10 protein-coding genes are annotated in these 13,139 nt (G+C 61.7%); 6 read left to right on the plus strand and 4 right to left on the minus strand.

The genetic code is table 11. The features are described 5' to 3' along the window. Positions 1-28: 28 nt before the first annotated feature. Together NCN05_RS08470 and NCN05_RS08475 are read left to right on the plus strand one after the other, a co-directional pair. A complete protein-coding gene (locus NCN05_RS08470) occupies positions 29-1,588 on the plus strand; it encodes an ABC transporter substrate-binding protein (RefSeq protein WP_250397746.1) in 1,560 nt (519 codons plus the stop codon). Beyond that, a complete protein-coding gene (locus NCN05_RS08475) occupies positions 1,588-2,607 on the plus strand; it encodes an ABC transporter permease (protein ID WP_115081889.1) in 1,020 nt (339 codons plus the stop codon). Before NCN05_RS08470 ends, NCN05_RS08475 begins: the two co-directional genes overlap by 1 nt. Here NCN05_RS08475 and NCN05_RS08480 read toward each other — a convergent pair. Continuing rightward, entirely contained in the window at positions 2,601-4,247 is a 1,647-nt protein-coding gene (locus NCN05_RS08480; RefSeq protein WP_250397747.1) for an alpha/beta hydrolase, read from the minus strand. The two genes, NCN05_RS08475 and NCN05_RS08480, sit on opposite strands and share 7 nt — an antisense overlap. A gap of 5 nt (positions 4,248-4,252) precedes the next feature. Between NCN05_RS08480 and NCN05_RS08485 the strand changes: the two genes are divergently transcribed. After that, a complete protein-coding gene (locus NCN05_RS08485) occupies positions 4,253-5,527 on the plus strand; it encodes an MFS transporter (protein ID WP_284500521.1) in 1,275 nt (424 codons plus the stop codon). 220 nt (positions 5,528-5,747) lie between these two features. After that, a complete protein-coding gene (locus NCN05_RS08490) occupies positions 5,748-6,008 on the plus strand; it encodes a hypothetical protein (protein WP_250397749.1) in 261 nt (86 codons plus the stop codon). A 96-nt stretch (positions 6,009-6,104) separates the two neighbouring features. Here the strand turns inward: NCN05_RS08490 and ychF are convergent, their stop codons facing one another. Further along, a complete protein-coding gene (gene ychF, locus NCN05_RS08495) occupies positions 6,105-7,196 on the minus strand; it encodes a redox-regulated ATPase YchF (RefSeq protein ID WP_250397750.1) in 1,092 nt (363 codons plus the stop codon). 51 nt (positions 7,197-7,247) lie between these two features. Between ychF and NCN05_RS08500 the strand changes: the two genes are divergently transcribed. Next, positions 7,248-8,414, plus strand: coding sequence for an efflux RND transporter periplasmic adaptor subunit (locus NCN05_RS08500; RefSeq protein WP_250397751.1), 1,167 nt, complete (start codon positions 7,248-7,250; stop codon positions 8,412-8,414). A gap of 24 nt (positions 8,415-8,438) precedes the next feature. Next, complete coding sequence (gene polA, locus NCN05_RS08505) at positions 8,439-11,399, plus strand: DNA polymerase I (protein ID WP_250397752.1); 2,961 nt, start codon at positions 8,439-8,441, stop codon at positions 11,397-11,399. A 64-nt stretch (positions 11,400-11,463) separates the two neighbouring features. Here the strand turns inward: polA and NCN05_RS08510 are convergent, their stop codons facing one another. Beyond that, positions 11,464-12,795, minus strand: a complete 1,332-nt coding sequence (locus NCN05_RS08510; RefSeq protein ID WP_250397753.1) for a hypothetical protein — start codon at positions 12,793-12,795, stop codon at positions 11,464-11,466. Then, the coding region (locus NCN05_RS08515; RefSeq protein WP_250397754.1) for a hypothetical protein at positions 12,726-13,139 on the minus strand (414 nt) is incomplete at its 5' end. The genes NCN05_RS08515 and NCN05_RS08510, both read right to left, overlap by 70 nt.

Genomic DNA, 13,139 nt, shown 5'->3' on the forward strand with positions numbered 1-13,139 from the left:
CACGAGATGGACGTGCGGTGGCGCTCTGATGGCCCTGGCCCTCACCATCACCCAGATGGGGTGTCAGGCCCCGCCCCCCACCAGCCGCATCACGGTGGCCTCAGCGGGCCGAATCAGCTCCCTGGATCCAGCTCAGGCCAGCACCCTCGGCGCCACGCAGCTGATCAGCGCCCTGGGGGATCCGCTCTATCGCCTGAAGCGGGATGGCTCCCTGGAACCCCGCCTGGCGGCCTCGGCCCCGGTGCTGAGTGATGGCGGTCGCACCGTCACGGTTCCCCTGCGCACCGATGTGCGATTCCACGATGGAACGCCGTTCGATGCCGCAGCCATGGCCTTCAGCCTGCGGCGCTTCCTCGAAATCGGAACCCTCAGCTATGTGGTGGGCGACCGGATTACCGCGGTGGAGGAAGCCGACAGCCACACCCTGCGGCTGCGCCTCAGTCGCCCCTCCACATCCCTGCAGGGCCTGCTGACGTCGATCAACCTCACCCCGATTTCACCAACGGCCTACAGCAACCACCAGGATCGTTTTCTGCACGACCGCTTTGTGGGGACAGGCCCCTACAAACTGACCCGCTTCAGCGAACATCAGCAACGCTTGGAGCCCTTTGCCCAGTACTGGGGTGAGGCGCCGCGCAACAACGGCCTCGATCTGATCACGCTGAGCAACTCCACGGCGCTCTACGGGGCATTGCGCAGTGGCGAGGTGGATCTGCTGCTCTCCGCCTCGATCGACGAAGACCAGCGCCACACCCTGCATGAACGGGCCAGCGCGGGGGAGCTGCACGAGTCGGTGGGTCCGGCGATGGAGATCGGCTACATCACCCTGCTGAGCAACCGGGAGCCATTCCAGGACCCCAACCTCAGACGGGCCCTGGCCGTCAGCCTGAACCGAAGCGAGATCAGTGAACGGGTGAGCTACGGGCTGCGCCGTCCACTGCGGGCACTGGTGCCCCCCAGCCTGGCTGGCGGCGCCATGGCCCCTTGGCCCGAACACAACCCCGAGAAGGCCCGCGAGCTGCTGCAGGCGGCGGGCTACTGCAACGGCAGCACCCTGCGCTTTCCGCTCACCTTCCGCTCCAATGTGCCCGCCGACAAATTGCTGGCCCTCACCTGGCAGGCCCAGGTGCAACGGGACCTCTCGGATTGCCTGGTGTTGGATCTGGATGGTGTCGAGTCGACCACCATCTACCGCCAGCTGGGGGAAGGTGCCTTCAAAGCCGTGATGCTGGATTGGCGCGGCAGCTACCCCGATCCGGAGGCCTATCTGACGCCGCTGTTGAGCTGCACCTCGGTGGAGGGCAACATCTGCATGGAAGGAGAAGCAGTCATCAGCGGCAGCTTCTGGAGTGCCCCCGGATTGCAGACCGCCCTGCTGAAATCCGACACGCTGACGGGAGATGCCCGCCGCAGCGCCCTGGATCGTGTGGACCATCTCTCCGCCGACGGTGCCGCCTACATCCCCGTCTGGCTGGATTCACCTCGGGCCTGGGCCCAGTTGACCCTCAACCCTCCACGATTTGATGGCAGTGGTCAGCTGATGCTCGCTGAGCTGGAGCGCCACCAGGACGGAGCCACGAACAACTGATGGGACGCGCCCGAGACCTCGCCCGCTACAGCGCCACCCGCCTCGCCCTGGCGCCATTGATGTTGTGGCTGATCGCCAGCCTGGTGTTCCTGTTGCTGCGCGTCGCCCCAGGGGATCCCGTGGATGCGGTGCTCGGCAGCCGTGCCCCCGCCGCCGCCAAAGCCGCCATGCGAGCTCGGCTTGGCCTGGATCAATCGTTGCTGGATCAGTACCTCAGCTATCTCAACGGATTAATCCACGGCGATCTGGGGCAGGCCCTGATCAACCAGGAGCCGGTTCGAACCATCATCGGCAAAACCCTGCCCGCCAGCCTGGAGCTGAGCGTGATAGCCCTGGTGTTGGCTGCCGTGGTGGGGCTGAGCATTGGCTTCAGCGGCATTGCCCGGCCCGAGGGAAAGATTGACCTGGGCGGACGCCTCTACGGATTGGGCACCTATGCCCTGCCCCCCTTCTGGGTGGCCATGCTGGTGCAGCTGGTGTTCGCCGTCAGCCTGGGCTGGTTGCCGGTGGGCGGGCGCTTCCCCCCCAGCCTTCTCCCCCCCGAGGGCAGCGGATTTTTCCTGCTGGACAGCGCTCTGCAGAACAACTGGACCGCGTTCCGAGGCACCGTGCGTCACCTGATCCTGCCCGCGGGGACCCTGGCCCTGCTGCTCAGCGGCACCTTCACGACCGCCCTGCGACTGAACCTGCGACGCACCCTGCGCGGCGACTACGTCGAAGCGGCGCGCAGCCGCGGCCTCAGTGAGCGCCAGGTGATCCTGCGCCACGGACTGCCCAATGCCTTGCTGCCGGTGCTCACCATTGCAGGCATCACCGTGGCCTCCTTGATCGGTGGGGCCCTGCTGATTGAAGTGACCTTTTCCTGGCCAGGCATTGCCTTGCGGCTGCAGGAAGCCATCAACCAGAGGGATTACCCCGTCGTTCAGGGGATCGTGGTGGTGATCGCCGCCCTGGTGGTGCTGGTGAGTGTTGCCGTTGACCTGCTGGTGGCCAGCCTCGATCCACGGGTGCGCTACTGATCCAGCAGCTGCAGGGCCCTGCCACGGCCCAAGCGATGCCAGCGCGTCTTGGAGCTGGCGTCCATCAGGTGAACGGCATTGTTGCTGGGTGACGGGGAGCTCAGGGAATCAAGAAAACGGATGACTTCATGGGCAATCACCCGTTGAACGCTGAGGGGATTGACGCCCACCAACTCTTCGCCGAGCCGGAAGATGTCGTCCCCCTCTGACGCCTTGCCCTGGCCATCCACACGAATCGGTGAAAAGTGACTGGCCCCCTCCACCACCACCACACGGCTGGCGGGATGCTCCGCCAATCCAGCCACAAGAGCCAGCTGCTCATCCAAAGGAGGGGTGATCAGATCGAGGGTGCCCCCCACCATCAACAGCGGAATCGGCAACGCCCGACTGGCGCGGTGCGGCCAGATCAACCCACCAAAGCTGTTGAGCCCAACCACCGCCCGGGGCAACGCGTCCATTGCATTGCCGTCGAGCACACGGCCTGCCGCCAGTTCGCACTGGAGCAATTCCGACAGGTTGGTGAGGGGCAAGCCCGCCAGGGCCGCTTCACAGCGCTGGGCCATCCCGGGCACCAGCTCCGCCCCACTGGCCAGGAGGGCCGTTAAGGCACCCAGGGAATGGCCCATCAGCACCACCTCGGTCCCGGGAATGTTCGAATCGCCCCGTTGCTGCGCCTCCAGCACCGCCGCCAGGTCAGCCAAGCGATCACGAAGTGCTGCGGCGCCATCAAACGACTGACGCCCCTCCAGCAAACCCTGAACAGCGGCGGCATCGCTGCCGGGATGCTCCAGCACCAGCACGGGCCAGCCCGCCTGCATCAGCGAACGGGCCAACCAGTGAAAGTGGTTGGGGTCCCCGCCCAGCCCCGGCATCATCAAGACCCAGGTCTGATCCGATCGAGGCGATTGGGGGATCCAACGTTCCAGCCTCAATGGACGCGAACGATGGCCCACAGCAATCGTTGCGTGATTGGGTGCATCAGCCGAGGCTGAAGGCTCCCTGCCCGTGAGGGGCTGCAGCCGGGCCTCTTCCTGAGCCAAAGCCCGCATCAAGGCCTGGTGACGCTTCAATTCCAGCCGCCAGCGGTTGGCAGCAGCCACCAATGCATCCAGATCCAGACGCAACTGCGGGGTGGGCAACGCCTCCAACACGTCCAGCGTTGAAACGGTTTCCTGCCGTTCGAGCAGCTGCTCCAGCGTGGAGAGCACCAGCCAACGGTTGATGCGCTGGCCGTCCTCCACACGAATCAATTCCCCCAGGGCATCCAGCAGCGAACCAGCTCCCCAGCTGCTGAGCAGCTGACGCCCGAGGCTGCGGCGGGAGAGCACCGGAGCCTGGAGCAGACGGATCAGCCCCGCACGGCTCTCGGGGGCGAGAAGCCCCATCCAGGTGGACAACTCCGATCGCGAGAGTCGCGCTGGATCAGCCGTCGGCGAGCGCACAAAGGCTCCGAGTTCCTCCACCGAAACCGGAAGAACCACGCCGTCGATCTTGACCTCCACACGTTCTGTGGAGCCAACAGGCCACGATCCGCACGTGCTGAGCAGCAGACTGCCCAACAAGCCCATTGCGATGCATCGTCCTGTTAAGCGTCCGCGCAGCAACGCCCGACCCTCTTCGGTGGTGGAACCAGTTTCCATCACCCCTGAGAAATGTCACCCGACTCAGGTTCCTGGCGTCCATCGGTGCAGGCGGGGTGATGTTCATGACGCCGCTGATCTTTCATGCGATCGACTTCTCAGCGCGTGAAGTGGGCAGCGGCCTGGCCGTCTCTGCCCTGATCGGCACAGTGGTGCGTTTGCTGAGCGGCGCACTGCTCGATCGCGGCATCCGCTGCTCCTGGCCGGTAAGGGGCACAACCCTGTTGGCCATTTCAGCTGATCTGATCCTGCTGCAGGCCAACAGCTACAACAGCTACCTGCTCGGACAACTGCTGCTGGGATGCGCGGCGGGTCTGTATTGGCCTGCCATCGAATTGGCCGTTCCCCTGAGTTGCGGCAACCTTCCCTCCAGCCGGGGCTACGCCCTGGTGCGCAGTGCCGATGCTCTGGGGATCGGCATTGGCACGCTGATCGGAACCATTGCCGCCAGCTTGGGAGTGCTGCGAACGGTGTACAGCGTTGAGGCGGTGTGCATGGGCGCTGTGTTGGTGCTGATCAGCCTTGTTCCCCTCCAGGACGGTCCGCCCTACGGCAACCTCAGCGGCAACAGCCCAGATCCGCTTGGCCAACGGCCACGGCCAACAACCCGACTGCCCTGGTTGCTTCCCCTGCTGCCGGTGCTGCTGATCAGTGTGGTGGCGACCGGGATCCTGGCTCTTCAACAAAGTGCGCTTCCCCTCGATCTGGTGCGCGGCGGACTGGTGCGACCGGCATTGAGCGAAAGCCACAGCAGTGCCCTGATCGCCCTTCAGTTGACCTTGTTGGTGAGCCTGCAGTGGCCGGTGGGCCGTTGGCTGGCGGAGCGCAGCGTTGCCTTCGGCCTCGGCCTGAGCCTGGCGGGATTCAGCCTTGGCTGCAGCCTGATTGCCCTGTCCTCTTTGTTCGAGAACGGAACGATCCTGGTGCTGGCAGCCCTGCTGCCAATGGCCTTCGCCCAGGCCGCTTTCCTGCCCACGGCCACAGAAGCCGTCATTGAAGAAACACCACCAGAACACCGTGGTTTGGCGATGGCGCTGTTTTCCCAGTGCTTCGCCATCAGCGCCATCGTGGCGCCCCTCGCAGGTGGAGCCCTGCTCGACCTTCAAAACAATGGCCTGCTGCTCTGGTTATTGATGGGCGGGGCCTGCCTGGTCGTGCTCCCCAGCCTTCGCAGCCTCAAGCCGCGCTACGGGGCGACAGCAACAGGCAATGACATCTCCCAACCGGAACAACAACGCATTGATGCTCTAGCGGGCAGTTCAGGTCAACAGCATCGATAAGAACTGACGCCAGAGGATAAAGACCATCCGAGGACGAAGACAAAGCCATCGCTCAGTTAGATGCTGAAGATAAACACTGAAGAAGACCTAACCCCTCTTTTTGTCGCACCAACCAATCTCAACCAGGGAAAGATGTTCAAGCTCTATGGCCTTTCCAAGGAATGATCAGCAGCCAAACGGTGTTGACCACAACACCGCAAAAGCAAGATCAGCTCGGTCAATGAAATGGTTCACGGCAATGCTGCTTGCCGCCATGCTTTCGCCGCTTGCCAGTGCCGCTCAGCACGATGGATGGGCATTGGTGGCTCACGGAGAGCGCAAGAAAGCGGCTTACCTGGTTCTAAGCACAATCACCCAGGAGATCGAACTCATTCCGGTTGAATCCCTGAATCAATGCGAGAAAATTGGAAGTGAGATCATAAAGGGTGGAAAGTTGAGCAAGTTCCTCAAGGGATACAAGTGCATTCCGGGCTTGCTCTAGGCGAACCAACTAGAGATCACTGATATTTCCCCAATAAAGCACTCTTGAAAAGTCAAAGAGCGCTAGAGGGAATGTCTAGGGAATCAAATGCTTTGACTAAACGTTGAACAGAAACTCCATCACATCGCCTTCATCCACCACATACTCCTTTCCTTCACTGCGCAGCCAGCCTTTGTTGCGGGCTTCTGCCAGTGAGCCGGCCTCTAGCAGCTTTTCCCAACCGATGGTCTGAGCGCGGATGAAGCCCCGCTCGAAATCGGTGTGAATCACACCGGCAGCCTGCGGGGCGGTCATCCCGGCTTTGAACGTCCAGGCCCTTGTTTCCTTTTCACCGGTGGTGAAGTAAGTGCGCAGCCCGAGCAATCGATAGGTGGCCCGAATCAGGCTTTGCAGACCGCCTTCCGTTACCCCGAGACCTTCCAGATAGTCCGCGGTTTCCTCATCTCCCAGTTCCACCAGCTCCGCTTCCACCTGGGCAGAGATCCGCACCGTTTCGGCACCTTCCTTGGCGGCCAGTTCAACCACCTCGGTGCAGAAGGCATTGCCTTCAGCCAGGTCGTCTTCACTCACATTGGTGGCGTAGATGATCGGCTTGGCGGTCAACAGCCCCAAGGGCTTGATCATCGCCGCTTCTTCATCGTTCAGATCGACGCTGCGAGCCGCACCACCGTTCTCGAGCACCGCCTGAATCCGTTCAAGAGCAGCGTCTTCCACCTGCGCTTCTTTGCTGGTGCGCATCTGCTTCTTGAGACGCTCCCGGCGCTTCTCAATCTGAGCCAGATCCGCCAGACCCAGCTCCAGATTGATCACCTCCGCATCCCGGGAGGGACCCACTGACCCGGAAACGTGGATGACGTCATCGTCCTCGAAGCAGCGGATCACGTGAACGATCGCGTCCACCTCACGGATGTTGGCCAGAAACTTGTTGCCCAGACCTTCGCCCTGGCTGGCGCCTTTCACCAGACCAGCAATGTCGACAAACTCCATCCGGGTCGGAATGGTGTCCTGGCTTTTGCTCAGTTCTGTGAGCCGGTCCAATCGTTCATCGGGCACCGCCACGGTGCCGACATTGGGCTCGATCGTGCAGAACGGAAAATTGGCAGCCTGCGCCTGAGCATTGGCGACCAACGCATTGAACAAGGTGGACTTGCCCACGTTGGGCAATCCGACAATTCCGGCTTTGAGCATCGGCGGAATCTACCGGCCAGCGGCGAGACTGTTGTGAAGTTTTGTGGGCCCATGCTGCAGTCCTTGCGCTCCCCTGCGTCCCCATCGCCTGAAGCAGAGCTGGCCTCAGTGGCAAAAGCACGATCCAGACGGCGCAAAACCGCAATGGTGGGAGTGCTGCTGCTGGCCCTCGGCGGGGGTGGGCTGCTGCTGCGTTTCGGTCCTTGGAGCAACCGTCAACGGGATCTGACGCCCTTCACCACCACAGCTGAACGCGGCGTGCTCTCTGGAGTGATCAGCGCCAGCGGGGAACTGCAGGCCCAGCAGAAGGTGAACGTGAGTCCGCGCCAGCCGGGTCTGCTGGCGGAGCTGATGGTGGATGAAGGGGATGTGGTGGAGAACGAGCAGGTGCTGGCGGTGATGGATCGCGGCGATCTCGATGATCGGCTGCAGGAGAAGCAGGCTCTGCTGCGTCAGGCCGACGCCAACTATCAGAACAAGAGGGAGGATTTCGAACGTCGCAGCCAGCTGTATGCCAGCGGCGCGCTCAGCGCTGATGACTTCAGCGATGCGCGCTTCGAGATGCTGGCCAGGCAGGCGGGTCTGGTGGCAGCCCGAGAACGGGTGGAGCAACTGGAACAGGAGAGTCGAGAAAAGACGATCCGCGCCCCCTTCTCAGGAACGATCACAGCGCGCTACGCCGAACCGGGGTCGTTTGTGACCCCCACCACAGCCGCCTCGGCCACAGCCGGTGCCACCAGCGCCTCGATCGTTGAGCTCTCGCAAGGCTTGGAGGTGAGGGCCCGGGTTCCGGAAAGCGACATCGGTCGCATCCAGCCCGGACAAACCGCCCAGATCCGGGTGGATGCCTATCCCGATGAGCGCTTCCAGGCAACGGTGAGTGAGGTTGCCCCCCGCGCCGCGAAAGAAAACAGCGTCACCTCCTTTGAAGTGAAGCTGAACTTCGTCAACCCGCAGAAGAAACTGAAGATCGGCATGACCGCCGACATCAATTTCCAAACCGGGCGCGGTGCGCCCGAAATCCTGGTGCCCACCGTGGCGATCACCCTTGAAGACGGCCAACAGGGTGTGTTGCTGGTGGATGAAAACCAGCAACCACGTTTTCAGCCGGTGGAACTGGGCAACAGCAGCGGCGACAAGACTGCGATCCTGAACGGTCTCGAATCAGGAACCCGCGTGTTCATCGATCTGCCCCCATGGGCAGATCGCCGCGATTGATCCACCCACACTTTCAACACCGTCATGCCTGAGGCCACCGCCAAGCCCCTTCTGCTGCTTGTGGATGGCCATTCCCTGGCATTCCGCAGCTTCTACGCCTTCAGCAAGGGGGGGGAAGGCGGTCTGGCCACCAAAGACGGCCGGCCCACCAGCGTGACCTACGGCTTTCTCAAAGCCCTGCTGGACAACAGCAAAACCCTGAAGCCAGAAGGCGTTGCCATCGCCTTCGACACAGCCGAGCCCACCTTCCGCCACAAGGCGGACGCCAACTACAAGGCCCACCGGGATGTGGCCCCTGAGGTGTTCTTCCAGGACCTCGAACAGCTGCAGCAGATCCTCGAAACGCACCTGCAGCTCCCCCTCTGCATGGCACCGGGCTACGAAGCCGACGATGTGCTGGGAACCCTGGCGAACCGAGCGGCCGACTCGGGATGGGGCGTGCGGATCCTTTCGGGAGACCGCGACCTGTTCCAGCTGGTGGATGACAGCCGCGACATCGCAGTGCTCTACATGGGTGGCGGCCCCTACGCCAAAAGCAGTGGCCCAACACTGATCCGCGAAGAGGGGGTGCTCGGCAAGCTCGGCGTGATGCCCGACAAGGTGGTGGACCTCAAGGCCCTCACCGGGGACAGCTCCGACAACATCCCCGGCGTGCGTGGTGTTGGCCCCAAAACAGCCATCAACCTGCTGAAGGACAACAGCGACCTCGACGCGGTGTACGCCACCCTCGAGCAAGTGGAAGCCGAAGGGCCGAAAGCCAGCCGGGGCGCCATCAAAGGTGCACTGAAAGGGAAGCTGCGCGCCGACCGCGACAACGCCTACCTGTCGCGCAAGCTGGCCGAGATTCTCGTGGATGTTCCCCTGCCCAAGGAACCCAGCCTGCCGCTGTCGTCGGTGGATGCTGATGGCCTGAGCAGTTGCCTGGAAGACCTCGAGCTCAACAGCCTGCTGCGCCAGGTGGGCGGCTTCGTGGCCGCCTTTTCCGAAGGGGGCTACGGGGCCAATGCGGAGGCCGCTGCAGCCAAGACCCCCCGCCGCTCAGCCACCACAGAACCGGCAGCTGCAGAGGCCGCAACCGAGCCGACAACCCAAGACGACGTGGGGCTGCCGGCCCTGAAGCCGCAGCTAATCCAGACCGAAACGGCCCTGGATGCCCTGGTGCAAAGGCTGATGACCTGCACCAACAGCAACCTGCCTGTGGCCTTCGACACCGAGACCACCGACCTCAACCCGTTCCGCGCCGAACTGGTGGGCATCGGTATCTGCTGGGGAGAGGCCCCGGACGCGCTCGCCTACATCCCGCTGGGCCACAAAGGCAGCGAAGACAGCAGCCCGGAGCAGCTGCCGTTGGAAACCGTGCTCACCGCCCTTGCCCCCTGGCTGGCCAGCAGCAACCACCCCAAGGCCCTGCAGAACGCAAAATACGACCGCTTGATCCTGTTGCGGCATGGCGTTGCCCTGGAGGGCGTCGTGATCGACACGCTGCTGGCTGATTACCTGCGGGATGCCGCGGCCAAACATGGTCTGGAGCTGATGGCCGAACGGGAGTTCGGCTTCCAGCCCACCGCCTTCACCGATCTGGTGGGCAAGAAGCAAACCTTCGCCGATGTGCCGCTGGAGCCCGCCAGCCTGTACTGCGGCATGGACGTGCACGTCACACATCGCCTCGCCCTGCTGCTGCGACGTCAGCTTGAGGCCATGGGTCCGCAGTTGCTGCCATTGCTGGAGCAGGTGGAGCAGCCGCTGGAACCGGTGCTGGCCCGGATGGAATCCACCGGAATCCGCATTGATGTGCCCTATCTCCAGGGCCTTTCCGAGGAGATGGGCACCACCCTGCAGCAGCTGGAATCCGACGCCAAAGCGGCCGCGGGTGTGGACTTCAACCTGGCCTCACCCAAGCAGCTGGGGGAGCTGCTCTTCGACACCCTGGGCCTGGATCGCAAGAAATCCCGGCGCACCAAAACCGGCTTCAGCACCGACGCCACCGTGCTGGAGAAACTCGGCAACGACCACCCGGTGGTGCCCCTGGTGCTGGAGCACCGGGTTCTCAGCAAGCTCAAGAGCACGTACATCGACGCCTTGCCGCAGCTGGTGGAGGCGGAAACCGGGCGGGTCCACACCGATTTCAACCAGGCCGTAACGGCAACGGGGCGGCTGAGCAGCAGCAACCCCAACCTGCAGAACATTCCGGTGCGCACCGAGTACAGCCGGCGGATCCGCAAGGCCTTCCTGCCGCAGGAGGGCTGGACCCTGCTTAGCGCTGATTACTCCCAGATCGAGCTGCGCATCCTCACCCACCTCTCTGGAGAAGAGGTGCTGCAGGAGGCCTACCGCAGCGGCGACGACGTGCACGCGCTGACCGCCAGGCTGCTGCTGGACAAGGCCGAGGTCAGCCCGGACGAGCGTCGGCTCGGCAAAACGATCAACTTCGGTGTGATCTACGGCATGGGAGCCCAGCGCTTCGCCCGGGAAACCGGCGTGAGCCAGAGCGAAGCCAAGGAGTTCCTGGCCAAGTACAAGCAGCGCTACCCGAAGGTGTTCGCCTTCCTCGAGCTGCAGGAGCGGCTCGCCCTCAGCCGCGGTTACGTGGAAACCATCCTCGGCCGCCGGCGGCCGTTCCACTTCGATCGCAACGGCCTGGGGCGGCTGCTGGGCAAGGACCCCCTGGAGATCGACCTCGATGTGGCCCGACGCGGTGGCATGGAGGCGCAGCAACTGCGGGCGGCTGCCAATGCCCCGATTCAGGGCTCGAGTGCCGACATCATCAAAGTGGCGATGGTGCAGCTGCAAGACGCCCTGCAGCGTCAGGGCCTACCGGCCCAGCTGCTGCTGCAGGTGCACGACGAACTGGTGCTCGAGGTGGCGCCGGACGCCCTGGACGCCATCCGAGAGCTGGTGGTGCAGACCATGGAACAGGCCGTTGCGCTGAGTGTTCCCTTGGTAGTGGAGACTGGCGTCGGCGCGAACTGGATGGAGGCGAAATAAAACTTCGCTCCAAAAAAGGAGCCCCAAAGGGCTCCTTCAAAAGACCGGTTTGAACGAAGTTGAATCAGATCACCAGTGCGGCAACATCTGGAACGGCGAACGCAGCAAGCCCCTCAAGCTGTGATGCCGAAAGGTCGTCCTCCAGCGATCTAAAAACTGGATCAGGCAAGGAGGCTAGGCCTTCCGGAGCAATCGAGCGAATCTGCTTTTTGTCGAAATTACTGACGACCTCCTGATTGAACTTTGCAACTTGCTCAGATGTTAGTCCAGCAAAAGCATCGGGATCAATAGCTTCAATCTGATCCCCATCCAATTTCTTGAATACTTTTGGGCGGAAGCCAGCTATTTGTTCGGCATCGAGTTCCTCAAAAATTGAGGGACCAAAATCCAAAACTGCAGCGTTTTTTAAACCGGTGATTGCATCAGAGCTAAGATTAGAGAACTGATCTGGAGTGATCTCAGAAATCACATTTTTTGAAAGAGCCCTTAATTGCTCACCAGTAAAACCTGAAAATGCCTTATCAGAAAGCCGGGTGAAGTCATCAACACCAAATTTCTTGAAGATCTTCGCACCAAGCCCAGCGAGCTGTTCAGCCTTTACCTTCCCAATAAACTTTTCCGGTAAAGCCTCAAATGTTTTTGGCGTGAAGCCAGCGAAGGCATCTTGCGAGAGTTTTCCAAAGCCCCCTAGAGTGATTTCAGAAACCACATCTTTTGGAAGAGCCCTAAATTGCTCACCAGTAAAACCTGAAAATGCATTATCAGAAAGCCGGGTGAAGTCATCAACACCAAATTTCTTGAAGATCTTCGCACCAAGCCCAGCAAGCTGTTCAGCCTTTACCTTCCCAATAAACTCATCCGGTAAAGCCTCAAATGTTTTTGGCTTGAAGCCAGCGAAGGCATCTTGCGAGAGTTTTCCAAAGCCCCCTAGAGTGATTTCGGAAACCACATCTTTTGGAAGAGCCCTAAATTGCTCACCAGTAAAACCTGAAAATGCATTATCAGAAAGCCGGGCAAAGTCATCAACATCAAAATTCTTGACGACCTGCACATCGAGCCCAGAGAGCTGTTCAGCCTTTACCTTCCCAATGAAATCATCAGGTAAAGCCTCAAATGTTTCTGGCTTGAAGCCAGCAAAGGCGCCTTGCGAGAGTTCTTCAAAGCCGTTTGGATCAAACTCACCGAAGAATTCTTCCGGCAAGGCAGCAATTTGGTCCTGCTGGAAGCCACCAAACACATCTTCATCAAGCGCATCAAATTGCTCAAAACTCAGAGCACCAACAGCCTCTCCGGGCAGGAAAGCAAATTGACCGGGCGTGAAATCTTTTATTTCATCTGGTGTGAAATTAGCAACTTCGTTCGGTGAAACATCGCCTGGAGAAAAACCGCCAGGCAATGGTGGGGGCGGTGGAAGAACGACACCTCCTGCACCCACAGGCACCCCGGGTTAAAACCCCCCCCCGGGGAGTGGAGAAAGAACAGTTCCAGGGACAAAACCGCCGGTAACAGGAGCAGAACCAAGGGAACCGGGATCAGCAGGGCCGGCAGCAGGACCGGCAGCAGGGCCGGCAGCAGGGCCGGCAGCAGGACCGGCAGCAGGGCCGGCAGCAGGACCGGCAGCAGGACCGGCAGCAGGACCGGGAGCAGGACCGGCAGCAGGACCGGCAGCAGGGCCGGGAGCAGGGCCGGGAGCAGGGCCGGGAGCAGGGCCGGGAGCAGGGCCGGGAGCAGGGCCAGTAG

This window comes from Synechococcus sp. MU1651, assembly GCF_023630635.1.
Taxonomy (GTDB): domain Bacteria; phylum Cyanobacteriota; class Cyanobacteriia; order PCC-6307; family Cyanobiaceae; genus Parasynechococcus.